Annotated in this window: 19 protein-coding genes; 10 read left to right on the forward strand and 9 right to left on the reverse strand. The window is 66.9% G+C overall.

Annotated features, from left to right (window positions below; genetic code table 11):
* Positions 1 to 77: 77 nt before the first annotated feature.
* On the reverse strand, positions 78 to 3,623 hold the full coding sequence (locus tag ACWCRB_RS26050; protein ID WP_450998332.1) for an FG-GAP-like repeat-containing protein: 3,546 nt from the start codon (positions 3,621 to 3,623) through the stop codon (positions 78 to 80).
* A 410-nt stretch (positions 3,624 to 4,033) separates the two neighbouring features.
* On the opposite strand from ACWCRB_RS26050, the gene ACWCRB_RS26055 reads away from it, so the two are divergent.
* A complete protein-coding gene (locus ACWCRB_RS26055; protein ID WP_450998333.1) occupies positions 4,034 to 12,208 on the forward strand; it encodes a ricin-type beta-trefoil lectin domain protein in 8,175 nt (2,724 codons plus the stop codon).
* Complete coding sequence (locus tag ACWCRB_RS26060) at positions 12,208 to 12,618, forward strand: hypothetical protein (RefSeq protein WP_450998334.1); 411 nt, start codon at positions 12,208 to 12,210, stop codon at positions 12,616 to 12,618. Before ACWCRB_RS26055 ends, ACWCRB_RS26060 begins: the two co-directional genes overlap by 1 nt.
* A 372-nt stretch (positions 12,619 to 12,990) precedes the next feature.
* On the opposite strand, the gene ACWCRB_RS26065 is transcribed toward ACWCRB_RS26060, so the two are convergent.
* The 3 genes from ACWCRB_RS26065 to ACWCRB_RS26075 form a co-directional block, all read right to left on the reverse strand.
* A complete protein-coding gene (locus ACWCRB_RS26065) occupies positions 12,991 to 13,740 on the reverse strand; it encodes a transposase (RefSeq protein WP_450998335.1) in 750 nt (249 codons plus the stop codon).
* A gap of 84 nt (positions 13,741 to 13,824) precedes the next feature.
* Entirely contained in the window at positions 13,825 to 14,532 is a 708-nt protein-coding gene (locus tag ACWCRB_RS26070) for an ATP-binding protein (protein WP_450998336.1), read from the reverse strand.
* 5 nt (positions 14,533 to 14,537) lie between these two features.
* The gene (locus ACWCRB_RS26075; protein WP_450998337.1) at positions 14,538 to 14,861 is read right to left on the reverse strand and encodes a hypothetical protein; all 324 of its coding nucleotides are present in this window, start codon (positions 14,859 to 14,861) and stop codon (positions 14,538 to 14,540) included.
* A 371-nt stretch (positions 14,862 to 15,232) separates the two neighbouring features.
* Between ACWCRB_RS26075 and ACWCRB_RS26080 the strand changes: the two genes are divergently transcribed.
* The 4 genes from ACWCRB_RS26080 to ACWCRB_RS26095 all read left to right on the forward strand — a co-directional run bounded on the left by ACWCRB_RS26080 (position 15,233) and on the right by ACWCRB_RS26095 (position 17,867).
* Positions 15,233 to 15,862, forward strand: a complete 630-nt coding sequence (locus tag ACWCRB_RS26080; RefSeq protein ID WP_450998338.1) for a hypothetical protein — start codon at positions 15,233 to 15,235, stop codon at positions 15,860 to 15,862.
* 195 nt (positions 15,863 to 16,057) lie between these two features.
* Positions 16,058 to 16,459: a hypothetical protein gene (locus ACWCRB_RS26085; RefSeq protein ID WP_450998339.1), complete on the forward strand. Its 402-nt coding sequence runs from the start codon at positions 16,058 to 16,060 to the stop codon at positions 16,457 to 16,459.
* 319 nt (positions 16,460 to 16,778) lie between these two features.
* Complete coding sequence (locus ACWCRB_RS26090) at positions 16,779 to 17,186, forward strand: DUF6896 domain-containing protein (protein WP_450998340.1); 408 nt, start codon at positions 16,779 to 16,781, stop codon at positions 17,184 to 17,186.
* Positions 17,187 to 17,378: 192 nt separating this feature from the next.
* Positions 17,379 to 17,867, forward strand: a complete 489-nt coding sequence (locus ACWCRB_RS26095) for an SUKH-4 family immunity protein (RefSeq protein ID WP_450998341.1) — start codon at positions 17,379 to 17,381, stop codon at positions 17,865 to 17,867.
* A 103-nt stretch (positions 17,868 to 17,970) separates the two neighbouring features.
* On the opposite strand, the gene ACWCRB_RS26100 is transcribed toward ACWCRB_RS26095, so the two are convergent.
* Positions 17,971 to 18,741 carry an ATP-binding protein gene (locus ACWCRB_RS26100; protein ID WP_450998359.1) on the reverse strand — a complete coding sequence of 257 codons (771 nt, stop codon included), beginning with the start codon at positions 18,739 to 18,741 and terminating at the stop codon, positions 17,971 to 17,973.
* On the reverse strand, positions 18,741 to 19,064 hold the full coding sequence (locus tag ACWCRB_RS26105; protein ID WP_450998342.1) for a hypothetical protein: 324 nt from the start codon (positions 19,062 to 19,064) through the stop codon (positions 18,741 to 18,743). The genes ACWCRB_RS26100 and ACWCRB_RS26105 overlap by 1 nt, the downstream gene beginning before the upstream one ends.
* A 260-nt stretch (positions 19,065 to 19,324) precedes the next feature.
* Here ACWCRB_RS26105 and ACWCRB_RS26110 point away from each other — a divergent pair, with 260 nt between their 5' ends.
* From ACWCRB_RS26110 to ACWCRB_RS26125, 4 genes are all read left to right on the forward strand, one after another.
* Positions 19,325 to 20,191, forward strand: coding sequence for a helix-turn-helix domain-containing protein (locus ACWCRB_RS26110; RefSeq protein WP_450998343.1), 867 nt, complete (start codon positions 19,325 to 19,327; stop codon positions 20,189 to 20,191).
* Positions 20,188 to 20,412, forward strand: a complete 225-nt coding sequence (locus ACWCRB_RS26115) for a DUF397 domain-containing protein (protein WP_450998344.1) — start codon at positions 20,188 to 20,190, stop codon at positions 20,410 to 20,412. The genes ACWCRB_RS26110 and ACWCRB_RS26115 overlap by 4 nt, the downstream gene beginning before the upstream one ends.
* A 206-nt stretch (positions 20,413 to 20,618) precedes the next feature.
* Positions 20,619 to 20,816, forward strand: a complete 198-nt coding sequence (locus ACWCRB_RS26120) for a hypothetical protein (RefSeq protein ID WP_450998345.1) — start codon at positions 20,619 to 20,621, stop codon at positions 20,814 to 20,816.
* An 8-nt stretch (positions 20,817 to 20,824) separates the two neighbouring features.
* Positions 20,825 to 21,229 (forward strand): PIN domain-containing protein, encoded by a 405-nt coding sequence (locus ACWCRB_RS26125; RefSeq protein WP_450998346.1) that lies wholly within the window; start codon positions 20,825 to 20,827, stop codon positions 21,227 to 21,229.
* A 90-nt stretch (positions 21,230 to 21,319) separates the two neighbouring features.
* Here the strand turns inward: ACWCRB_RS26125 and ACWCRB_RS26130 are convergent, their stop codons facing one another.
* Genes ACWCRB_RS26130 through ACWCRB_RS26140 form a run of 3 tightly spaced genes read right to left on the reverse strand, consistent with a single transcriptional unit; the run spans position 21,320 to position 25,355 of the window.
* Positions 21,320 to 22,255 (reverse strand): dihydrodipicolinate synthase family protein, encoded by a 936-nt coding sequence (locus ACWCRB_RS26130; RefSeq protein WP_450998347.1) that lies wholly within the window; start codon positions 22,253 to 22,255, stop codon positions 21,320 to 21,322.
* Positions 22,255 to 23,343 (reverse strand): ABC transporter ATP-binding protein, encoded by a 1,089-nt coding sequence (locus ACWCRB_RS26135; RefSeq protein ID WP_450998348.1) that lies wholly within the window; start codon positions 23,341 to 23,343, stop codon positions 22,255 to 22,257. Before ACWCRB_RS26135 ends, ACWCRB_RS26130 begins: the two co-directional genes overlap by 1 nt.
* A 29-nt stretch (positions 23,344 to 23,372) precedes the next feature.
* Positions 23,373 to 25,355 carry a dipeptide/oligopeptide/nickel ABC transporter permease/ATP-binding protein gene (locus ACWCRB_RS26140; protein ID WP_450998360.1) on the reverse strand — a complete coding sequence of 661 codons (1,983 nt, stop codon included), beginning with the start codon at positions 25,353 to 25,355 and terminating at the stop codon, positions 23,373 to 23,375.
* Between the last annotated feature and the right edge of the window lie 14 nt (positions 25,356 to 25,369).

Consider the following 25,369-nt stretch of genomic DNA (forward strand, 5'->3'; position numbering starts at 1 on the left):
GACCCGTCCCGGCCCAGCATTCTCGCGCGGCGGAGGGGACTTGAAGAAGGACTTCGGCCAACCTGGTTGTCGTACCGTCAGCCCAACTGCACGACCGTGCTGTAGCCGCTGGTACGGAGTGTGCTGGCGCTGCCGATGGCGGTGGCGCCGCCGTGGTAGAGCAGCAGGGCCCCGGCGGAGTTGGTCGCCCAGATGTCGGGGTTGCCGTCGCCGGTGTTGTCCGGGCTGCCGTAGAGCTGGGGGAAGAGAGCGGGCGTCATGCCGGTGGCGTAGACGTCGTCCCCGTCCAGACTGGCGCCGGACGTGCCCAGGCTGGTGAGGACCGTGCCTGTGCCGTCGCTTTCGAGGATGCCCTTGCGGAGGTACAGGGTGCCGCCCGCGATGCGGTAGATCATGTCGGCGGCGCCGTCGTCGTTGTAGTCGGCGATCGTGACGAAGTCGCGGGTGCCCCAGTCTGCGGTGGTCATCTGGGTGGCCGTGGTGAAGTAGCCGCCGCTGTAGCCGGAGAAGACCCACAGCTGGGAACCGCTCGCGCCACCGGCGACGAAGAGTTCGGGCTGGCCGTCGCCGGTGATGTCGCCCGCCGACTTGATCTCGGAGAAGGTGCTGGGGGAGGGGGCGTTGGCCGGGAGCCGTACCTCGATGCGTCGGGAGACGTCGAGGCCGCCGTAGCCGTCGCCGGGGTAGATGAAGAGCCCGCCGTCGGGGGTGCGCATCACCCAGTCGGTGGCGCCGTCGGCGGGGGCGAAGTCGCCGTTGTGGGTGATCAGGGAGTACTGGGGGTTGGTGGAGGCGCCGTCCCAGAGGTGGGGGGCGGTGCCCTCGTCCATCAGCAGCTTCCAGCGCTCGTGGATGCCCCAGGAACCGGAGATCCACGTACCGCTCTTGGAGACCGCGGTGATCAGCAGGTTTCCGGCGGCGGAGAGGGAGGCGAAGTCGGGGGCGCCGTCACCGCTGAGGTCGCCTGCGGCGTCTGCCTTGGTGCGTGGGGTGACGTAGAAGCTGTATTTGCGTTCGGGGGAGATGTTGCCCGCCGCGTCCACGGCCTTGGCGTAGAGGGTGTTGGGGCCGGCGGAAGGGGGCTTGATGCCCGTGACGGTGAGCGAGGTGACGGGAGTGCTCGTGGCGCTGCAGGACTTGGTCAGGCCGTCCGTGGTGCCGCTCGTGCCGTTGGCGCAGACCCAACTGGCGGTGTTCGTGGAGTTGATGGAGTAGACGAACTTCACGATGTCGGTGTCCTTGGTGTCACCGACCTTGAAGGTGAAGGCGCCGGCGGTGCCGAACGGCTTGTCCGACCAGACCTCGCTGTCGCCGTTGATGTCGGTGTCCTCGGGGAACTCCGCCGAGCTGACCTTGGGTGAGGAGGGGAGAGTCGTGTCGTACGTGAACCGGCACCACTTGGTGCCGCCGCTGGGTCCCCAACTGCTGCTGGACTGGTCGTCCCAGGCACGCACCCGCCACTGGTAGGTGACGCCGTTGACCAGGCTCTCAAGGACGGCCGAGCCGGTCTCACCGTTGCTGATCGTGCTGTAGATGCTCCTCTTGGTGTTGTTGTAGTTGTCGGCGTCGTCGGTGCCGTCCCGCCCGATCTCGAACTCCAGCTTGGTGAGGACCCCGTCGGGGTCGGTCGCCTTGGCACTGATGTAGGGCGTGGTCTTGCCGAGACGGATGTAGGGCTTGGCGCTGGTGTCGCAGGAACCGGGCTGCATGTCGATCGCGGTCGGGGCGTTGGGCCTGCGGTTGTAGGTGACGGACACCTCGGGGGAGCCGTCCTCCTCGGCCTTGAACTTCTTCCAGGAGTACGAGTCCGTCTCCAGGCTGGTCGCGTTGGTGGTGGGAGCGGCCGATGAATTGGAGGCCACCAGACCGATGTTGAGGGTGGACCAGCCGTTGTCGGCGGCGTCCTGGGCCAGCGAGGTGAGCGTGAGGTGGACGTTCGTGTCGGGGCAGGCGCTGTTGGACTTCCAGCCGTAGGCGAACGACTTGGAGGTGATCTTCCGGCTCCAGGTGGGCTGTCTGTTCCAGGTAGTGCCGGAGGAGAACGGGCCGGTGTGCCACACCTGCATGGTGCGCTTGCTGCACGACCAGGAGTGGGTCTCCAGGATCTTCAGCGTGGCGTTGGTGACGGTCGCGTCCTTGATCGACTTCTGGAACCGGAACTTGAAGAGGGACCGGGCGGTTCCCCAGGTGTCCTTCTCGAAGCCGACCCGGGCTTCCTTGGTGTCCTCGTTGTAGTTGGCGCCGTCGTAGAAGCTGGAGTTGGGGTACTTCTTGTAGACGGTGGTCCAGTTGCTCCTGAGACCGATGGTCGAGGGGTCGAGGAAGACCGGGTAGACCGGGGCCTCGGCGGCCGTCAGGTAGGCGTCGGGCGGGGTGATGGTCAGCACGCCGTCGCTGTCCACCGAGGCCTGGGCGGTGGTGGCGTGCGCGCCCTCGCCGGGGCCGTGCACGGCGGGCAGGGCGAGCGTGTCGCTCGCGGCGGCGGGAACGGCGTACGCGGCGGGGTCGGCGTCGGACTCGACGGGGCTGTTGTTCCAGGGGGCCATCGGGTCGTCCGTGCCCCCGTCCTCCGAGGCGTCACTGTCCGAGGAGTCGCCGTTCCCGGACCACTCCTCGACCACTTCCGGATTCTCGTTGGTGCCGGTGGCGGCGTCCGGGTCGGCGGACGGGGTGTCGGTGTCGTGCGTGCCCGCCGAGTCCCAGAGGAACGGGGTGGGCGAGACGGTGATCTCGTTGCCGTCCTTGTCCTTGCCGCGCAGGACGTCGGTGGCGGCGTCCAGGGAGAAGGCGAGGGTGGGCGAGGTGAAGCGGTAGCGGGGCGGGTCGGCGGCCAGCGCGGTGGCGGCCTCCGGGGTGTGGATGATCAGGACGTGGGTGTAGCCGGTGTCGCGTGCGGTGAGCATCAGGTCGACGTCCGGGAACACGCCCTCGTACAGCGCCTTGTTGTCCTCGACGACCGGCTCGGGCAGCGCGCCGGGCCACTCGACCAGGAGCTCGTGGCCTTCGGCGGTCATCGTCAGCAACGGGGTCCAGACGGTCTCATCGGCAGCCTGTACGGCGGACTTGCCGGTGGTGCGATAAACGGCCGTAGTGACGGTGACCGCGGAACTTCCCCCGCTCGCCCGGGCCTTGGTGGCCGAGGCGCGGTCGGGGTCGCCCGTTGCGAAAGTGACCGGGTAAAGGCTGTTGACGGTGGACCAGCCGTCGTCGCCCCGCCGCAGCGAGGTGTCGATCGGGGCCCATTCCCCCTCGGCGTTCTTCGCCCGCTGCGCCTGCGCGGAAGCTCTGTACGTGAAGGTGCCGTCGGGGTTGGCGTAGGTGGTGGAGAACTCGTCGGTCAGCGAGGCGACTTGGACCTTCTTGCCGGTCTTGCGGGCCTGCCGCTGGGCCGTGTCCTCGTCGATTGGTTCGCTTTCGCGCTTGGTCCGGGCGTCCGTCTCCGACGATGACTTGGACGGGCCGTCGTCGCTCAGGGCCAGCACGGTCGCACCGCCCGCGAGCAGCGTCAGAGCCAGTACGGCGGCAAGGGCGGCACGCCCGCGTCGCTTGCCGGTCGTCGCTTCCGGGGATATCGCTCCGGGGGCCGCCTCGCTCGGTTCGGCGGCGCTGTCGAGGTCGCTCAAGGGGCCCTTCTCCAACGCTGATTCGGGGTTGCCCTCGGGTCCGGTGACAGACCGTGCGAACGCACGACGCGCTGTGCTCGGGCGGTTGGAGTATGAGCAGCCGACCCCTACGGGATCAACACCCTTGTGGAGAGGGGGAACTGGCGGATCGGCAGGATCGCGTACCGGACACGTTTTTTTGCCATTCTTTGTTCAGATTTGACGAGTGACATAGCTAACACAGCTTTATCTCGCCTTGACGTGGATCTTCACAAACCCGCAAGTTCTTCCTCATCGTTGATCGCCGTGTGCCAACGGCCTGAACGTCTCTGATGGTTGTGGATCGGGCTGGGGAAGGTCGGTTGGCCGTGGGTGGGGGTTTGTCGTGGTGCGGCAGAGGTTCGCTGGCGCGCAGGTCGTCTCGTGAGCGGTTGATACGCCGAAGAGCACGGCTCGGTGTCGTCGCCGCTGTTTTCCTCGCTCTCAACATCGCTGTCCTGCCGGGCGCGGTGGCCCTGGGCCCCGACAACAACAACCCGCGTACGACAGAGGTCGAGCTCGACGAGTTGCAGGAGACGGACACTCTCGTCCTCGACGAGACCGCGAGCGACAAGCTCGGGGAACTCGACGGCGTCCCCTCGACCGAGCCGGAAAAGGCCTACAACCCGGCGGCAGTGGTACCGGTGCCGGCGGCGATCGGCACCGATGTGCCGGTCGCCGGCCTGGCCCCGGGCACCACCGAGCAGGTCGCGGCCTCCACCGACGGCACGGTGACCGTCGGCGTCGGCGCGCCCGAGGACGCGACGGCCGCCGAGGCCGACGCCCTTGAGGGCGAGTGGACCGTCGAGGTCAAGCCCGAGGCCGAGGCGGTGGCGGCCGGCGCGCAGGGACTTCTGCTGGAGGTCGACGCGCCGGACACGGCCACGGGTGAGGCGGTCGTCCAGATCGACGCGACCCGGTTCGCCGAGGCTTACAGCGCGCAGTGGCTGGACCGGCTGTCCTTCGCCCTGATGCCCGCCTGCTACCTCACCACCCCCGACGAGGAAGGGTGCTCGACGGGTGTCCCGCTGACCACCGAGGTCGAGCGCACCGCCGACGAGGTGACCGTGCCGGTCGACGCCGGCGGCGACGACTCCGGTTCGGAGGCGGACCCGGGCGAGGACACCTCGACCGACGAGCCCGCCGAGGGCGCCGAGACCGAGAAACAGGTCCAGGAGACGTTCCTCAACCTGACCGTGGACACGGCCGACCTGAACTCCGTAGCGGCCGCCGCGACCACCAGCGCCTCCACCGCGGCGAGCAACGGCGAGGACCCGTCGGTGAGTTCGGCCGTGTGGCGCGGCGACAGCCAGGCAGCGAGCGCACAGCAGGTTGCCTCCTCCGTCAGCGGCGCGCTGGTGATGGGCACCTCCTACGGGGCGGGCTCCGGCGGCGACTTCGGCGCGACCCCGATCTCCTCGGCCGGTTCCTGGTCGCAGGGCGGTTCGTCGGGCGCGTTCACGTACGCGTACACGATGGCGGGCCCGCAGGTCCCCGCGGGCCCGTCGCCGAATGTGACGCTGAGCTACAACTCGCAGTCCTCGGACGGCCGTACGTCCGCGACGAACAACCAGGTCTCCTGGATCGGTGAGGGCTGGGACTACAACCCGGGTGCGATCACCCGCACGTTCGTGGGCTGCGCGGCCGACACGGCGAACGCGAACAACGCGGGCAAGTTCACGGGCGACCAGTGCTGGGGCTCGTACAACGCGGTGCTGTCCCTGAACGGCACGACCACCGAGCTGGTGCTGGACGACACCACCAAGGAATGGAAGAGCGCCCGCGGTGACAACACCCGGGTGGAGCTGCTGACTTCGGCCGACTACACCCGCATCACCGGCATCGCCGCCTCCAACAACGGTGACAACAACGGGGAGTTCTGGCGGGTCACCACCAGCGACGGCACCCAGTACTACTTCGGCCTGAACCGGCTGCCGGGCTGGACCTCCGGCAAGGAGGAGACCGAGTCGGTCCTGAACGTGCCGGTCGCCGGCAACCACAGCACCGACCCGTGCCACGCCACCAAGTTCGAGGACTCCTTCTGCGACCAGGGCTGGCGCTTCCAGCTCGACTACGTCGTCGACCTCAACGGCAACGCGATGTCGCTGTGGTGGGACAAGGAGATCAACGCCTACGCCAAGAACAACAACGTGGCCAGCGCGGTCGAGTACGACCGGGCCGGCTACCTGACCCGCATCGACTACGGTCAGCGCGCGAGCACCCTGTTCACCGCCGAGCCGCTGGGCCGCGTGAACTTCACCGCCCAGCAGCGCTGCTTCAAGGACGCTGGTGTCGGTACGCCGGAGTGCTCCGAAACCAACTTCGACTCCAAGCAGTCCGACCTCACCCGGCCCTGGTACGACACCCCCGCCGACCTCGCCTGCGAGACGGGCAAGAAGTGCTCGACGTACGCCCCGACGTTCTGGTCGCGCAAGCGCCTCGCGACGGTCACCGCGTGCGCCCAGCGCGAGCAGGGCGTGACGCTGACCGAGTACAACCCGGCCGACGACTCGGGTTCCCGCAACGCCTGCGGCATCGCGGACACGACGTACGGCACGACCCTCCTCTCGAAGGTGGACTCCTGGAGCCTCGCCCAGTCGTTCCCCTGGGGCCTGACCGGCGAGTACACGGCACTCTGGCTGGAGTCCATCACCCGCACCGGCTACGGGGTCGACGGCGACACCCAGCCCCTCAACCCGGTCCGCTTCGGCCACAACGGCGCGGCGCTGCCCAACCGGGTCAAGGAGGGCGCGGGCGACACTGACCCGCTGTTCGGCCGGCTGCGCATCGAAACGGTGGTCTCCGAGTACGGCGGCAGCACACGCATCACGTACAAGGCACCCGAGAAGGCGTGCCTCACCGGCACGAACTTCCCCGCGCCGGACAAGAACACGTTGCGCTGCTACCCGGCCTACTGGCACGCGGACGGAAACCTGGCCGACGAGCACACCTCCTGGTTCCACAAGTACGTGGTCGAGAAGATCACCGAGGACGCGCAGCTGGCGGACGCGGTGAACGACGTGACGACGGAGTACAAGTACGAAACCGACGAGAGCGACCTCGTCAGCGGTGCGCTGTGGGCCAAGAACCAGGCGGAGTTCTCCCGTCCCAAGACCCGTACCTGGGACGACTGGCGCGGCTATCCGGTCACCATCACGGTCACCGGTGACACGGGGGCCCCTTCGGGCACCGTCGCCTCCAAGTCGGTCACCCGCTACTTCCGGGGCATGAGCGACGACGTTCTCGCGGACGGCACCAAGCGGGGCCTCACGGTCAAGGACGTCACAGGGGCGGCCATCGCGGCCGACCTCAAGGCCTACGCGGGCATGGTCGCGGAGTCCCTGACCTACCCCAATTACGGCTCGGACACCACCGCCGGGTGGATATCCCGCACGGTCAACTACCCCAACCCACCAGTGCGGTTGGCCACCCGCGACCGCACGGACGGCCCGGACGTGGTGTCGGAGCGGGTGACGCTGGGCTCGGTCAAGACGATCACCAAGTCCTCGAGCACCCGCCCGGGCGACGACGCGGACCTGCGCACGGTACTGACGGAGACCGACTACGACTCGACGTACGGGCTGCCGACCGAGGTCCGCGAGTTCGGCGACGAGGAGCAGCCCAACGACGAGTCGTGCACCCGCACGACGTACGTCAACAACGACACCAAGGAAACCACCGCCGTCAGGGGCGTCTACCTGATCGGCCTGGTCAGCCAGACGATCACCACGACGGGTACGTCGACCTGCTCGACGGCGCTGTCGGCGGCGACGGCCTCGACGCTGGTCACCGGCTCGCGCGTCTTCTACGACGACGCCACCTCGCTGACCGCCACACCCACCAAGGGCCAGGCAACCCGCACGGTGGTGCCGACGGAGGCGGGCACGGGCTGGAACTCCACCTTCCCCGAGTCGCGGACGACGTACGACGAGTTCGGCCGGGTCAAGGAGGTCAAGGGCCCCACCGCGGTGACCGGCACCACGTCCTACGAACCGTCCTCCGGCCAGGTCTACAAGATCACGACGGTCCAGGACGATGACGTCACCGACGCGGAGCCCGGCCTGACCTCGGTCACCACGGTGGAACCCGGCCGCGGCGCCACCCTGACCTCGACCGACCCCAACGGCCGCGCCACGTCGTACGAGTACGACGCGCTGGGCCGTACGACGGCCGCCTGGGACCCCACCCAGCCCGCCACGGACGATCCGACGGCGCGTTACACGTACAACACCCCTGAGAACGAGCCGGTGTCCGTCGTCACCAAGTCACTGGAGCGGAACCCCACCTCGGCGCCCGACGGTGACAAGGCCGTCTACACGGCCTCCACCGCGATCTACGACGGCCTGGGCCGCGAACGGCAGTCCCAGACCCCGGCGGTGGGCGGCGGCAGGCTGGTCACCGACACCTTCCACAACTCCTCCGGCCAGGTCAGCAAGACCAACAACGCCTATTACATGTCCGAGGAGCCCAGCACCAAGCTGGTCGTCCCCGACTCCGACTCACTCGTCCCCAACGAGACGAGATACACGTACGACGGCCTGGGCCGCGTACTGACGGTCACGCCCTACCACAACTCGTACGCACAGGACGGCACGACGCACGACAACGGCGGGTCGGCCGTGCCCAGCACGGACCGCCGCACCCGCTACGAGTACGGCCTCGACTACACGATCGTCCGTCAGCCGAAGGGCACGCCCGGCTCCCGGGTGTGGACGGACGCGCTGGGCCGCACGGTGCAGCAGGACACGTACAGCGACACGGCGCTGACCGAGGCCGGCGCGATCTCCACGACGTACGAGTACGACCTGCGCGGCGACATGGTCACGTCCACCGACGAGGTGGGCCACACCCGCACCTGGGCGTACGACGCCCTCGGCCGGGTCGTCGGCACCACCGACCCCGACGCCGGCAGTACGAGCACCGACTACGACGCGGCGGGCCGCGTGGCCTCGGCGACCGACGCCCTCGGCGGGAAACTGTCCTACAGCTACGAGGGCTACCTCCGGGTGGCGGAGGTCAACTTCACCCCGGCGGGCGCGCCTTCGGGCACCATGGTCCAGTCGTACGCCTACGACTCCGCCCCTGACGGCAAGGGCCAGCTGGCCTCGGCGATCCGCTACGAGGACGGCAGCAAGGCGTACAAGACGTCGATCGCCGGGTACACGGCGGACTACCAGCCGACGTCGATGACGCTGGCCATGCCCTCGGGCACGACGGTGGGCACGACCGCGGACGGCTTCAAGACCGAGTACACGTACAACTACACGTACAACGACGACGGTCAGCTGGAGAAGTACACCACCCCTGAGGTGGGCGGCCTGACCGCCGAGTCCGTCATCACCCGCTACAACGAGGCCGGTCTCCCGACCACCGTCTCCGGCCAGGACTGGTACGTCACCGAGACCGACTACTCGCCCTACGGGCAGGTGCTGCGCTCCACGGTCGGCGAGATCGGCCACCGCCTGTGGCAGGACAACTCGTTCAACGAGTCCACGGGCGAACTGCTCACCAGCGCACTGGTCCGGGAGAACGCGACCGACACGTCGGTCGTGGCCGCCCATGAGGTGAGCGAGCGCGCCTACGCCTACGACGCCTCGGGCAACATCCTGTCGGTCTCGGACAAGCTCGGCTCGGGTACGACGTCCACCACCGACCAGCAGTGCTTCACGTACGACGCGCTCGGACAGCTGAAGACGGCGTGGACGACGCCGAACGGCGGAGCCTGCACGGCCACCGGCAAGACGACGGCCGAGCCGGTGTACTCCGACGGCACGGTCAACGTCTCCTCGAACAACGCCGGTTACTGGCAGTCGTACACCTACGACGTGCTGGGCAACCGGGAGTCGAAGACGGTCCACAAGGCGGACCCGACGGTCACGTCCGGGACGGTGGCCACCAACAACGACGTGACCACCGACTACAACTACGGCGAGAACGACGTCGCCACGGTCAAGAACGACCAGCCGCACACGCTGACTTCGTACACGACGAAGTCGACGACGGCGGCGGGGGCAGAGGTCAAGACCCTCTCCACACAGACGTACGACGACGCGGGCAACCTCACCAACCGCACCACGGGCGGCGACACGTCCCAGGGCCTGACCTGGACGTGGGACGGCCAGGTCGAGTCGGTGACGGGCTTCGGACCGGAGGGTTCCGGGGCGTGGGTGGGCGCGTCGGAGATGTGTTTGGACCTCACCGACGCCAGTACGACGGCGGGCACGGCACTCCAGCTGTACGTGTGCAACGGAACAAAGGCGCAGAACTTCCGCCTCGACGCGCTGGACACCGACAACAACGGCACGGTCGAGAGCGCGGCCATCGGCCAGTTCGTGGTCGGCGGTCGTTGCGCACAGCCGACGAGTGCGGCGGCGGGCGCGGCGGTCCAGATCCAGCCCTGCAACAAGGCCACGGCGGCACAGCGCTGGGAGGTCCTGGACACGGGCCTGATCAAGCTCGTGGGCACGAGCCTGTGCATGAACGCCGCGTCGCTGACGAACGGCGTGGACCTGGTCCTGGCGACCTGCTCGGCGTCGGCGACGGGCCAGGTGTTCAAGCCGGCCTCGAAGACGACGTACGTGTACGACGCGATGGGCAACCGTGTGCTGGAGCGCTCGGCCGCCGGCGCGGTCCTGCACCTCCCGGACACGACGGTCTCCCTGACCCCGACGGGCAAGCTGCGCTCGGCGGAGCGTTCCTACGGCCACGGCGGCGCTCCGACGGTGACGCGCTACCGCGAGGCGTCGTCGACGTCGGGCGCGGACGAGCAGGTGTTCGCGAACGCGGTCGACCACAACGGCACCCCGCTGGCCGAGGTGCAGTTGGACGGCGATCAGTCGGTACGGGTGAGCAAGAAGGACCCGTGGGGCGAGGACCGCACGTCGAACGTGGCGACGCGCTCACGCACGGCGTACGCGACGGGCGACGACGACGCGGGCTCGGGCCTGGTGCACCTGGGGGCAAGGGAGTACGACCCGTCCACAGGCCGTTTCATCTCGGTGGACCCGGTCCTGGACCAGAGCGATCCGCTCCAGGCGAACGGCTACTCGTACGCGAACAACAACCCGGTGACGCACTCGGACCCCAGTGGCCTCACCTCGTCGGCGTCGAGCTTCGACGCGTCGATGGCGGCGTTGGACGCGAAGATCGCGGAGTACCAGCGGACGCTGTCGGTGTCGATAGGCGATGTGATCCTGTCGGTCGGCTGGGCGGTGTTCAAGGAGTTCGTCGGCTGGGACGACATCGTGGGCTGCTTCTCGCAGGGTGACCTGTGGGCCTGCGGCAGCCTGCTGATGGACGCGATCCCGTGGACGAGCGTCTTCTCCAAGGGCAAGAAGATGTGGAAGGCCTTCAAGGCGACGCTGGGCGCGGTGAAGGCCTGGCGGGCGGCGAAGGTGGTCGCCGAGGCGGGCCTGAAGGCGGCGAAGGCGGCGAAGGCCGCACTGATCAAGGCGAAGAAGGCAGCGGAGGCTGCTGCGGCGGAGGCGAAACGCAAGGCTAGGGAAGCCGCCAAGGCTGCGGCGGAGGCTGCGAAGAAGAAGTCTCATACGGGGTCCAAGGGGGCTCGGGGGAACGCTCCGCAGGTACAGGCTCGTAAGACCTCGCAGTCCAAGGGGTCGGACGGCGGAGGCAAAGCGGAGTCCAAGTCCGGTGGCTCACGCGGGGGTTCCGGGCGCGACGATGCCGGCGGAGATTCCGGTGGTGGCTCCGGCGAGGGTCCGAGCTGCACGACCAACAGCTTCACCCCGGAGACCCGCGTTCTGATGGCCGACAGCTCGACCAAGGCGATCAAGGATGTCAAGGTCGGCGACAAGGTTTTGGCCACCGACCCGGAAACGGGCGAGACCAAGGTGGAGTCGGTCACCGCCGAGATCAAGGGCGAGGGCATCAAGCACCTGGTCGACGTCACCATCGACACCGATGGCACGAAGGGCTCGAAGACCGCCGAGGTCACAGCAACAGACGGCCATCCGTTCTGGGTCCCCGAACTCGGGGAATGGCTCAAGGCAACCGACCTCAAGACAGGCCAGTGGCTCCAGACCGGGACCGGCACCCTGGTCCAGGTCACGAAGGTCAAGCGATGGACGGCACAAGAAGCTACCGTCCACAACCTTACTGTCAGTAACCTGCACACGTACTACGTGCTCGCCGGAGCGACGCCGGTACTCGTCCACAACTGCGAAACCGAGTTCTTCACTGTCCAAGGTGCGGATGACGCCGCCAGGCTCAGGTCCGGCGGTGATCCCTTCCCAACCGAGCCCGACCGGGCGCACTTTGGACCTGGGGTGTATTCGTGGGGGAGTCGTGCCGAAGCAGAGGCGTACGCGGCCAACAAGCCAGGTGCTGAAATCATGAGGTTTACGATCCGTAACAAGGACCTGGCAGGTTTCGCTCAGGCTCATTTCGGCAACATGTCGGATGACGAGGCAACTGATTTCATGGAAAAGTACAGCCTCCTGTGGGATGGTGATGCGAGTCACGGTCTGAGCTATATATCCAGACCGACCGCTCGCGGTACTGAACATTTCTTCTCTTCCAACGTGTTTTCGTTCTTGAGGTTCGATTGATGAGAAATCCCAGGACGTATGTATACAGGCTTCTGAAAACATCGTGGGGCGTCCGGGTATCGATTACTGCGCAGGCCGAAATCCGAGAGGGGGCGGAGGGAGGGCGGGTAGACCCCTCCGTGCCTGTCTGGATTGCTTTCGGGGAGGTTGTCGCAGAGCTACCCGAGACCTTTCGGGAGAAGATGAGGGAGGGGCTCTCTGTGGTGGCCGATGAGATTTCAGGGAGTGTTCTGGGGCGACCGGTTACTGTGACGGTTAGTGAGCTCTCCTACGTAGAATCAGACTTTCAGATTGAGGGAATTTCCGTCGCAATGTGCCGCTGGGCTGAGGAAGAATTCGTCCTCCCGCGTCGCAGGATCGAGGAGTCGTTTGATCCGGCAACGAATCGGTACGTTTTTGACTGGCGCTGAGTTCGTGACCGTGGTTCCTGGCGGCGACTGATGCCAGACATTCTGAGAATGTGCGGGATCCGGCAGGCCGGCGACGAGGCACGGGGCAGGTAGACCATCGCCCTGTCTCGGGCCAGTCAGGTGGCGGGCAGCTTGATAAAGGGCTCGGAGACCGAGCAGTCCGAGTAGCCGTACGGGGCCGGAGTCCTGTGAACTTCGGCCCCGTAGACAGTTCTTCAGCATCGGGCGGAAGGTTGGGGGCGGTGCGGTTACGAGTGGGATCGCGGGGGTCGTCCGACACGGTCCGAAGTATCGGTGTCGACCTCGGCCCACACCGTCAGGCCGTTGTTTGTCCGCCGTCTTCCCCACCGGCTTGCCAGTACGTGAGCGTTTTCAGCGTTGCCGCTCCAGGGTGAGGACGGCGGCGGCGATTGACGTCATTCGATTCGGGCTGCACCGGGATCTGCGGAAGATCCGCCATGACTTCAGTCGCGCGATGCCGCGCTCGACCGGTGCCCGGGCTGCGGACAGCGCACGGTTGACGGTCTGTTGGGTGGGTGTGAGGTCGCGGCCCGGCGGGCGTCTGAGGGCCGTCGTCACCCATGGGCCGGCTCCCATGTAGGCACGGTCGGCGAGGACCGGGACGCCCTGGCGTTCGCAGATCCGGATGATCCGGTGGGTGCGGGCCGCGGTGAGGTCGTGCGCGCGGCCGGGCAGGGCGGGTGAGATCCACAGCAGTCGCCCGACCGGGTCGGTCACCACCTGCACGTTCACCCCGTGCCGACGGTGCTTGTGGGAGAAGTCGGCCCGACTGTCGCCGACCCGGTCGCACTCCGCCAGGGTGCCGTCGAGCAGGACGTAGTCCGGGTCGGCCTCGCGCAGGGCGCGCAGCAGGCCGGGCGCGCGGTCGGCGAGCAGGTCGACGACGGCTGTGGTGTAGGCGTGGGCGGTGCCGACGGAAATGCCGAAGCCGGCCGCGAGTTGGGCGAGGGTGTCGTGCCGGCGCAGGTACACCAGGCCGACCAGCGCACGCTGGTGCGGCGGGAGCTTGCAGCGGCGGTCACCCTCGCGGGTGACGATGAGCATCGTGGCCCACTCGACCAGGGCATGGGGCAGGTCGAGTGCGGCAGAATACGGAACCAACGCGGCTCCTGTGCCTGTGGGTTGAGACTTCGAACACCTCCCCCAACGGCACGGGAGCCTCGTGCGTTGCGCACACCTCCAGCGTCACCCGATCAGTGGCCACTCTGAAACAGCTCCGTCAGTGATCAGCAGCCCACGCCCGCGCTCTTCCTCCGGACTTGGTCCGGCTGACGCGCGTACCGCAGGCCCGTATCCCTTGCCTTCGTCGGTCACGCTGACCGTGGCTTTCTCGGCGGCCAGTGTCAGGGCGACCGTGATGGTGTGACTGTCGCTGTGTTCCAAGGCGTTTGCCACCAACTCCCCGGTGATTGTTTCCAGATCGTCTACCGCGCCGGAAGGGAGATCCCGCAACTGAGCCATGTCACGTACGCAGCGCCGGGCGACGCGAGCAGAGGCGAGGTCAGCGCCCGGAAGGGAGAGCGCGGCGAGCGCCTGGAGGTCGGCCGAGGTGTGTGCGAGTACGTCATGGACGTTCTCGCCGAGCTGAGGAGCGCCGTACCTCACTGCTCCGAGCCGATCACCCCGGCACTCGGCAATGAGCAGTGCGTCTCGGAGTGCGTCGGTCAACTGCACTGTCAGCGAGCCCAGTTCACTGGTCGACGACTCTGGGGATGCGATCAACTCCTGTGCACGACCGAGGAGCCTGTCCGCGAGGCCGAGTTGTACAGCCTCGACCCGGTCGGCGATCCGGGAGACAGGGCCGTCACCGTCTGAGATGAGGAGGCAGGGCTGACCCTCGCTTCCGGTCCAAGGTAGAAGCCGCATCAAGTGATTCACTTCGCCGTCGCTCATGTCCATTACGCAACCTCCAGCCGGCGGTGATCGTCACGCGTGTCGAGGGCGACACCGTAGGCGGCGAACCATGGGGCATCGCGGCGCAGCCGCTGAAGCCGTGCAGTCTCCTCGTGCTCGTGCGCGGTGAGGGAGGGGCGGACGAGTGCGATGGCGGCACCGTCAATGGGCTCGTACCAGGCGTGGACTGTCGGGGCGATCGGGATGCCGGGCTTGATACGCCGAGATGCCTGAGGCGGCACCCGCGGCAACAAACACCTTCTGCGGTGCCGCCCAGGTGACGAGAACACCCTTGCCCAGTCGGCGAGTTCCCTGATCAGTTGTCGCATGAAGGCTCCTTGGCGATCTCAACCAGACTCTCTATGCACACTCGATGTGCTTCAGGGAGCGGCTGCACGCCGACCTTGATTTCTGGTGGGAGTACTCGGAATGAACCCCTGCGGGGCAAGTGGATATTCGATGAGGTTGGAATCAATTCGGTGTCCCGGCCGACGGTGTTGTCCTGCATCCTGAGGAGTACGTGTTCACTGAATTCCATGTGGGTTCACCCGGCATGGCTGCTGACAGCCCCGCTGGGTGAGGCGTTAGTTTGCCGTTTCTCTAACGGGCTCACTACGTCAGTGATCAGCAGCTCGCGCCAGTACAATCCGTAGCTTACGGACATCGAGCGACCAGGCAGGGTGCTGCAATGGTGCGACGTGTGACGAAGGACTGGGCTGTGGCGTTCCCCGGGCTCGCCGTCTGGCGCCCCCTGCACCTCTTGCGCCGGATCGGTCCGGTCGTGCAGGGGATCTGCCTCGACCGGTCGACATCCGGGGACGGGTACCTCCCGACAGCGCATGTGCATGCGCTGACCAAGGCGTTCCCCGTGATCTCCTTGACCTTGGGACACCGCTTGGAGCGCCCCTCCGGGCAGCCGGAAACTGTGCTCTTCACCCGTCATGAAGGAGAGTTCCAGCGTGCGGTCGACGCCTTGAAAGCACAGAGTGTGCTTTCCCTCGACGAGCCGCCGTCGCTGGAAGCGATCGTGAAGGAGTATCACTCGTCCGCCTCTGCCCGCCAGGAAAAGGGACTTCCCCCGGCCGTGGTGGAGATGGAGGACAGCATCCTCATCGCTGCGGCGGCCGACAGACGCGACCTCGTCGAGGATGGCCTGGGCATCGCCGCCGACCTCGCCGGCAAGTGGCCGAAGGCCAGACTGCCGCTCACTTGGGTCTCTGCGGACGCCTGGCTCGAAGGCATGCGGAACAAGGCGGACGACCCAGAGGGGCTGGAGGATACGATCAGGAGCCAGATCGCTGCACACAAGCTCGACAAGCTCAAGGAATGATTCAGAGCCGTGTTCGTCTAGTGCGTGAGGAACCCAAGCACGCCTGAGCTGAGGAATATGAGGTCTGAACTGTGACGGCACTGATCACGTAGCCGACGTGGGTCGAACTCGCAGAGGCCTCACCGGAATCATTTTCCGGCGGGCTTCTGAGATGCCTGGCGGCAGTAGTTAGTCATTTCGAGAATGAGGAGCACCGTGCAGGTCGCCGGAGTCGACATCTACGTGAATCACCCCGTGCTGCACCTGGGAGCGACCGACTGGGTTCCAGTCTCTCTCGCTCTAGACTCTGCACCCGCGGTCGGCTGCGATACTCACGTGGCTGTTCGGGTTCGAGCCCAGGGGGGACTCATCAAGGTGCGTCTCTTCACGCAGCCCGAAGCGCCGGAAACCGAAGGACCCGATCCGGATTTCACCACAGTCTTCGATGGCTCCCTCCTGCTGTCTGACGGCCGTATCGCAGTCGGTGATGTTGAGCAACTGACCCGCTTCGTGCATCGAATGGGTGACCGTGGTGAGTTCCACGTGCGTGTCGCAGCGGACTCGCCGGGGCCAGATGCGAGTGCCATCGACATCACTATCACTCGCCCCAGCAAGTGATCTGCGGGACGACCACCTTGGCGTGCCGATGAGGGCTCGGAGACCCAGCAGACCGAGTAGCTGTACGGGCCGGAGTCCTGTGAGCTCCGGCCCCGTGGAATATTTCTTCAGCATCGGGCGTGAGGTTGCGGGCGGCGCGGTCACGAGTGAGATCGCGGGGGCTGTCCGACAGGTCCCGAAGTAGGGGTCGACGTTCAGTATCGGGTTCTCACTCTCAACGAGATCAAGGCTTACGGCTATATGGACGCCGATCGGGTTGTCTGGTCCGCCGTCGAAGTTGATGGGAATTTCCCGAGGAGCGAAGAGGACGGAGGCGCCGGTGAGTCAGTCGAACGCAGCTGACTGTGTCCATTCCTTTCTGCGCCATCGCACGCTCATCATGACTGCGCTGGTGGGCAGCTACCCGCAGTTCGACTCGCTGGACCACGTGCTGAAGGCCGTCCGCGCAAGGGAGCTGGAACGAGGGGCTCACTCGGATGCCGGCTTCTCGTACTCGATCCATGGACGCGGGTGCCGGATGATCGGACCCGATGGGGCGGTGATCGACATGGACCTTCTCCTGGATGGGTCGGAGGCGTTTGACGCTTGGCGCCTGGAGGTTTTTGCGCGAAGCGTCGGCATGAGCCCGGTTCCGTCCAGAGACGACCTTCTTCAGGAGTGCCATGGCATGGCACGAGCGGGAATCCTCACTGAGCCGGAACCAGGATGGTTCGGCCCCATCGAATGACGCGTAAGCATGCCGACTGGACCCAGCTGAAGGACCCTCAACCGTCGCCCGGCACGGGATCCCGTCAGGACCCGACGCACCGGCTGATGCGCAGAGGCGGGTCGGGATTTACGTACACAGCACAAGCAGGAGCAAGTTCGTCCCCAGTGGGGTCCGGCGCCAGTCGGTCGGTTGTAATGCCGTGGTGGAGACATGGTGGTGGGGTGCGTTGCGGCCTCGCATGTGGGACAAGTCCAGGACCGGGCGCCTCGTGAGTTCCTCACGACCGTCGGCCTGCCCGTGGCCTCTGTCCTCTTCACAGCGGACGAGGCCAGCGGACCGGACCTTGACCGGGCGGTGGACCGTGAGGTCGTGCGGATTGGGTACGACGTGGAGGGCGAAGGGTCCTACTACGTTGAATGTGAGACTGGTGCCGTCCTGCATGTCGAGGAATACGAATTCACCGAATTCCATGTGAGTGCTTCGGTGCAGAGTTTCGCAGAATGTTTGGAGGTCTTCGAGAGGCGGACTTCTGAGACTGCTGCCGACGCCGAATCCGACGAACTGGAAAAGATCGCGGAGTCGCTGCGCAGGGCCCTTGCCGAAATCGATCCGTCCACCCTGCGCGAGGATCCGGGGTTCTGGTACTCGCTTCTCTTCGATGTCGCGATCGGTGACTACCGAGCGGACGAAGAGGAGTGAAACCGGTCGTCGATGGTACGCGCCGTCGGCGTTCGGGTTCGCCCGTTATCGCCGCTGATGGCTCCGCCGGGTGAGGCGGTGTTTGCAGGGATTGAAGGTGGGATCATCGAACAGGCCCCGGAAGCGCGGTGGCGATCTCGGCCCAAACGGTGACGCCGCTGTTGGTTTGCCGTCTTCCCCAACGGGCTGCCAGTACGTCAGTGATCAGCAGCCCCCGTCCGCGCTCTTCCTCAGGACTCGGTCCCGTCGGCGCGGGTACCACCGACCCGTATCCCTCACCCTCGTCGGTCACGCTGACCGTAGCCGTTTCAGCGGCCAGGGCCAGCGTGACCGTGATGATGTGGCTGGCGCTGTGTTCCAGGGCGTTGGCCACCAACTCCCCGGTGATTGTTTCCAGATCGTCCACCGCGCCGGAAGGGAGATCCTGCAATTCGGCCATGTTCCGGACGCAGCGCCGGGCGACGCGAGCAGAGGCGAGGTCCGAGCCCGGGAGCGAGAGCGCGGCGAGTGCTTGGAGGCCGGCCGAACTGAGTGAGACGTCATGGATGTCCTTGCCGAGCGGAGGAGCGCCGTACCTCACAGCTCCGAGACGAGCGCCCCGGCACTCGGCAATGAGCAGTGCGTCTCTGAGTGCGTCGGTCAACTGGGTTGCCAATGCGCCGAGTTCACTGATCGGCAACTCTGGGGCTGCGATCAACTCCTGCGCGCGACAGAGGAGTCTGTCTGCGAGGCTGAGCTGTACGGCCTCGACTTGGTTGGCGATCCGGGTTACAGGGCCATCTCCGTCCGAGATGAGGAGGCACGGCTGGCCCTCACTTCCGGTCCAGGGCAGAAGCCGCACCGCGTTATTCCCTTCGCCGTCGCTCATGTCCATCACGCAACCTCCAACTGATGGTGAATGTCGCGCGCGTCGTGGTCGGCACGGTAGACGGCGAACCACGGGGTGTCGCTGCGCAGCTGCTGAAGCCGGACCCTCTCCTCGCGCTCGTACGCGGTGAGGTAGGGGCGGACGAGTACGACGTCGGCTCCGTCGATGGGCTCGTACCAGGCGCGGACTGTCGGGGCGACCGGGGCACCGGGTTTGGTGCGAAGAGATTCCTGCGGCGGTACCCGCGGCAACAAGTACTTCCTGCGGTGCCGCCCAGGTGACGAGAACGCCCTTGCCCAGTCAACGAGTTCCTTGATCAGTTGTCGCATGAAGGCTCCCTCGGTGCGGGTCGTGCACGTGGACTTGATGTCCATGGGTTTGACGAGGCGGTCGTTGGCGGGTGCGGCCGTCGGAGCGAGGCAGGCCCGCCAACTCGACCTGCTTGAAAGGCGAGTTGCCGACTACCTAACCCCAAGATTTCTCACAAGCAATATTTCTCGCAAGATGTCTCACTCGAAAGAGTTCTCAGAGGGAAATCGGCGTCTACGGTTCACGTGCGGCGATACCCTGCGCGGCAGGGAGGTAGAACATGACCGACGCCCAGCCCAACCTGCACAGAAGGCGCCTCGGACTAGAGCTCCGGTCGCTGCGCAAGGCGGCGGGAATGAGCCTTGCCGAGGCGGCTGACCGACTGTCGCTGTCCGGCGCCCCGGCGCTGAGCAAGATCGAGAACGGCAAGCAACGGGTCCCTCCCATCGCGCTCGCCGGCTTCTTCGAGGTGTATGGACTCCAGGACAAGGAGCGCGTCGACAAGCTGCGCAGGCTCGCGTCGCTCGCGAACTCGGGGCGCCGGACAAACCTGCTGGATCAGTACCGTCAGTCCATCCGCGACCCTTTCGCCGAGTACCTGCACCTTGAGGAACTGGCCGTCAAGAGCGACACGTTCGCGTGGGTGGTTCCTGGGCTGCTTCAGACCGAGGACTATGCCCGAGCCGTCGTGGAGCGCAGCCGGAAGTGGCAGACCGACCGCGAGATCGACAGCTTCGTGGAGCTTCGTATGGTCCGGCAGGAGGCTCTGTCACGGGAGAACCCGCTGCATCTGTGGTGTGTGCTCGACGAGTCCGCGCTGCAGCGCGAAGTGGGTGGGAAGCATGTGATGAAGGCTCAGCTTGAGCGGCTGCTGGACGTCACCACCCAGAACAAGAACGTGGCGATCCAGGTTCTCCCGTTCGCGTACGGGGCCCATTCCGGCGTCGACGGGCCGTTCCACCTGCTGCACTTCCCCGCTGGGTCGCCCGTGGCCGTGGTCGAGCCGATGACAACGTCGTTGTATCTGGAGGAAGATAGCGACATCGGACGTTACGAAACGGCGTTCAACCATCTCCGCACCGAAGCGCTCGACGCGGAAGCCTCCCAGCGCTACATCCACGATCTGATCAAGGACCGCTACACATGAACAAGAAGGTCGACCTCACCAACGCCACCTGGGTCAAGAGCGACCTGAGCAACGGTGGTGACAACTGTCTGGAGGTCGCCTTCGTCGACGGCGTGGTTGCCCTGCGTGACTCCAACGACATCGGTGATCCCGACGCCCGGATACTCGTCGTCTCCGAGGACGACTACCGCGCCTTCGTCGGAGGCATAGCCAAGGGGCAGAGCAGCCTTCTGCTGAAGTAGAGACACTGGTCGGAACAGTCCGAGTGGCGGGTCGTTGCCGGAGGCGACGGGCGTGACACCGGCGTTTTCCCGGACGGGCTCGCCGACCTGCGGCTCGGCCCCGGAGCAGGCGATCAAAGGTCCAGGACAGCCCGGACCAGAGCGTGCCAGACTGGTCATGAGAAGCCCCCGCGACTGGGGTGCGCGACGAGCGGGAGGTTGTGGCGATGAGTGCAGCGGAGACCGAGTATCCGATCTATCCGGGACTGAGGCCACGGCTGTCGGTCGAGGAACTGCTCGCGGCGAAGAACGTCCAGCCGATCCGGTCGCTGGACGACCTGAAGGCGGACACCTTCGAGTCCGAGGAGGAGGTGGAGGAGTTCGTTGCCTTCACCTACGCCGAACGCCACCGTGATCTCGCTTGAGGTCCGCCATGCAACCTGCGGTCCTCGACACCGACGTCGCCTCGCACCTGCACAAAGGCACGCTCACCGGCCCTCTGGGCGCCCGGCTCATCGGCCGTCGGCCCGTGATCTCCTTCGTCACCTACGGCGAACTCACCAAGTGGGTCGAAGTCCGGGACTGGGGTGGACGCCGCAGGCAGGAAATGGCTGACTGGCTCTCCGGTGTCCCCGTGCTCCTCGGCGATGAAGCCGTCGCCGCAACCTGGGGCAGGCTCGCCGCCGCCGGGCAGAAGGCCGGACGACCGCAGCCGACCAACGACATGTGGATCGCCGCCTGCTGCCTCGCCCACGACCTGCCGCTGGCCACCCTGAACATCAAGGACTACCGATACTTCCAGGAGACACACGGCCTCCGCCTTCTTGGCGAGGAGTAACCCGTACATCTCCTCGGTGGCATCGCCAGGGAGAGTTCTTCCAGGAAGCGCCGACCGACTACCCGGTGATCGGCGGGCCGCGCCCCTGCCCTACAACAACCCCGCCCCCGCCAAAAACTTCCCCACCCGCTCCACCTCGTCCTCCGACAACGGAATCTGCGGATCAGCAGTGACCGGACAATCAATCACCCCCCGCAAATAAAGCGCCGCCTTGAACGCCCCCAACCCCGCCGAACTACCCCCCATCCGCACCGGATCCCCCGCCCCCACCATCCCGAACAACACACACAACCGCTCCTGCTCGGCCCGAGCCCGCTCCCAGTCACCAGCCCGGCAGAAGCGGTACAGGCGTACGTAACCCCCCGGGTCGACGTTCGCCAGACCAGGTACCGCCCCGTCCGCCCCCATCGCCACCGCCGAGTCCACCAGCAGTTCGCTGCCCGTCAGGACGCTGAAGCCGGTGATCCCGGGGTGTTCCCGCACCCCCGTCACGACCGCCCGGAACGATGCCAGGTCGCCGCTCGAATCCTTCAGGCCTGCCAGGACGCCGTCCGCCGCCAGTTCCAGGACCAGGCCCGGAGGCAGCTTGCTGTGGACCGATGCCGGGAGGTCGTACGCCACCACCGGGACCGGGCTGCCCGACGCCACCAGGCGGAAGTGGCGGGCGATCTCCGAGGGGTGCGTGCGGGTGTAGAAGGGGGCCGTTACCACCACTGCGTCCGCGCCCGCCGCCGAGACCGACCGTACGTGGTCCAGTACCCGGGGTGTCGTCATGTCGATCGCGCCCGCCAGGACCGGTAGCGACCCGGCGACATGGCCCACCACCGTCTCCACCACCAGCCTGCGCTGATCGTCCGTCAGATACGCCGCCTCGGACGACGAACCGAGCACGAACAGGCCGTCCACGCCCGCCTCCACCAGGTGGTCGACCAGCCTGACGAGTGAGCGTACGTCCACCCCGCGGTCCGGTGTCAGGGGAGTGCAGACAGGAGGGACGACACCGGTCAGGGGGGTGGGGAAGGTCATCAGGGCTCCCTGGGGTCTTTCGGGGTGGGGGGTGGTGCTGCGGAGGTTTTCCGCAGGTCAGAGGCCATGTCGGGCGCGGCGGATACCGCCTGGGCGACCAGGTCCCGCGTCGCCCGGCCCTCCTCCACAGGGTGATGGCAACGGAAACGGTGTCCCGGGATTGACGCGGCCGTGAACTCCGGCATCCCCTCCGCGCACACCTCCGTCGCCTTCCAGCAGCGGGTGCGGAACGGGCAGCCGGACGGGGGGTGGGTCGCGGAGGGGACCGGGCCGACCAGAGGGATCGGGTCGATCGGGTCCAGCAGGCCCGGTGTCGCCGAGAACAGTGCCCTTGTGTACGGGTGACGCGCCCTGTCCGTCACCTCGTCCGCCGGGGACTCCTCCACGATCCGGCCCAGGTACATCGTGATCACCCGGTCGCTCATCCGCCGTACCGTCTGGATGTCGTGCGAGACGAAGACGAGCGCCAGGCCCAGCCGCTCCTTCAGGTCCAGGAGGAGGTTCAGGATCTGGGCTCGGACCGATACGTCGAGCGCGCTTGTTGGTTCGTCGGCCACTACCAGGTCCGGGTTCAGTGCCAATGCACGCGCGATAGCGACTCGTTGGCGCTGGCCGCCCGACAGCTGGCCCGGCAGGCCGTCCGCCAATGCTCGCGGGAGGCCTACCAGGCCCATCAACTCCCTTACTCTCTCCTCCCGTTCCTTCGTCGTGCCCCGCCTGTGCACGTCCAGCGGGTCGCGGAGGATCTGGCGGATCGTCAGGCGGCGGTTCAGGGCCGTCGACGGGTCCTGGAAGATCATGCCCGTGCCTGTGCCGATGGCCGATCTGCGCTCCGCCGGCTTCATCGTCCACAAGTCGGCGCCACGGAAGGAGACTTGGCCGTACGTCGGTGGCTGTACGCCCACCAGTACCTTCGCCAGCGTCGACTTCCCGCACCCCGACTCGCCCACCACGCCCACCGTTTCGCCGGGCGCGACCCTGAAGTCGGCGCCTGTCAGGGCGTACACGCGGTCGCGGGTGAACAGGCCGCCGCTGCGGGCCTTGTGGACCACGTGTGTGTCCGACAGTTCCACCAACGGAGTCGACACGGACGTAACAGAAGTAGCTGTCGTGGTGCTCACTTCACGCTCTCGCTTCCCGTCGGCTCCGGCGTCGTCAGGTCGATCGCCGGGTGGTGGCAGGCCGCCAAGTGCGTTGCTACGCCCAGGAGATCGGGGGCCGTCGTACGGCACGCCTCCGTCGCCATCGGGCAACGGTCCGCGAAACGGCAGCCTTTGGGGAAGTCGGCGGGGGAGGGGACCGTGCCCTTGATCTGGGTCATGCGGACCGCCGCCGACTCCAGTGACAGCACGCTGCCCAGCAGGCCCCGGGTGTAGTGGTGGGACGGGGAGCCGACCAGGTCCGCCGTCACGCCCGTTTCGACGATCTGGCCGCCGTACATCACGACCACCCGGTCCGTCACGTCCGCCACCAGGGCCAGGTCGTGCGAGACCAGGATCAGGGCGAAGTCCAACTCCGAGCGCAGGCGCAGCAGTAGCTCGATGATCTGCGCCTGGACCGTCACGTCCAGCGCTGTTGTCGGCTCGTCCGCCACGATCAGTTTCGGGTCCCGGGACAGGGCCATCGCGATCAGGACCCGCTGGCGCTGGCCGCCCGACAGTTCGTGCGGGTAGCTGCGGAGGGTGCGGTCCGGGTCCAGGCCCACCAGGCCCAGGAGTTCCTCCGGTGTGCGGTGGCCTCCCCTTCGTACGACCTGCTTCAGTTGCGAGCGGATCGTCATCGCCGGGTTCAGGGACGACAGCGCGTCCTGGTAGATCATCGCCATCTCGTGGCCGAGCAGCTTGCGGCGTACGCGCATCGGCTCCATCAGCAAGTCCCGCTGGTTGAAGCGGACTTGGCCGGTCACCCGCGCGCCCTTCGGCTCCAGGCCCATCACCGTCAGTGCCGTCAGCGACTTGCCGCAGCCCGACTCGCCCACCAGGCCCAGTACTTCGCCCGGGTGGACCTCGAAGCTGATGCCGTCGACGATGTTCACGCCCGAGTGGCGGGCCGCGAAGCCGATCGTCAAGTTCTCGACCGCCAGTATCGGCAGGCCGGTTGGGACCGGGCGTGCCCTCGTACGGAGCCGTTGCGCCGCTTCCGTCAGGCCCGGCAGGGCCAGCACCTTGCCCGTGCCCGGCTCGGGGGCCTCCAGGGGGTCCTCCTCCTCACGGACCTCCACGTCCCTCGCCGCCGGTGCCGCCCACGCGTCCGACACGCCCTCCGAGAGGACGTTCAGCGACAGGACGGTGATCAACATCAGCAGGCCAGGGAATACCGTCGCCCACCAACCCCCCGTCAGGACCATGTTCTTGCCGTCCGCGATGACGCTTCCCCAGGACGGGTCCGGCGGACGCACACCCGCGCCGATGAACGACAGCGACGCCTCGAAGACGATCGCCTCCGCCACCTGCACCGTGCAGAACACCAGGACGGGGGCTGCGCAGTTGATCGCCACGTGCTTCAGGACGATGTGCGGCGTTCGCGCGCCGATCACCCGTTCCGCCGTCACGTAGTCCTCGCCGTACTGGTCAAGTACGTTCGCCCGCACCACCCTTGCCACCGGCGGGGTGAACAGGAACGCGATCGCGCAGATCAGGACGGTGATGCCGCCGCCGAAGACCGCGACGAGTACGGCGGCCAGGGCGATGCCCGGGAACGCCATCACCACGTCCAGGCAGCGCATCAGCGTCTCGTCGACCGCCTTGCGGGACGTCGCCGCGATCGCGCCGATCAGTGCACCCACTGTCAGAGCAAGGGCCGTGGCGCCCAGGCCGATCGCCAGCGACCAGCGGGCGCCGTACATCAGCCGGCTCATGATGTCGCGGCCCAGGCTGTCCTGGCCCATCCAGTGCTCGGCGGAGGGTGCTCCCGTGCCGCCGATCAGGGGCTGTTGGTCCAATGGGTCGTCGGGGGCGATGTACGGGGCGAAGACCGCCACGAACACCACCAGCGCCAGGAAGCAGACCGCGATCCGGGAGAGGACCGGGAGGCGGCGCCAGCCGCGCAGGCGGATGCCGGGGCGGGAGAGGAGGGCGGCCAGGCGCCCCCTTTCGAACATCATGAACATCAGGC

The sequence above is a fragment of the Streptomyces sp. NPDC002156 genome, from assembly GCF_053593675.1.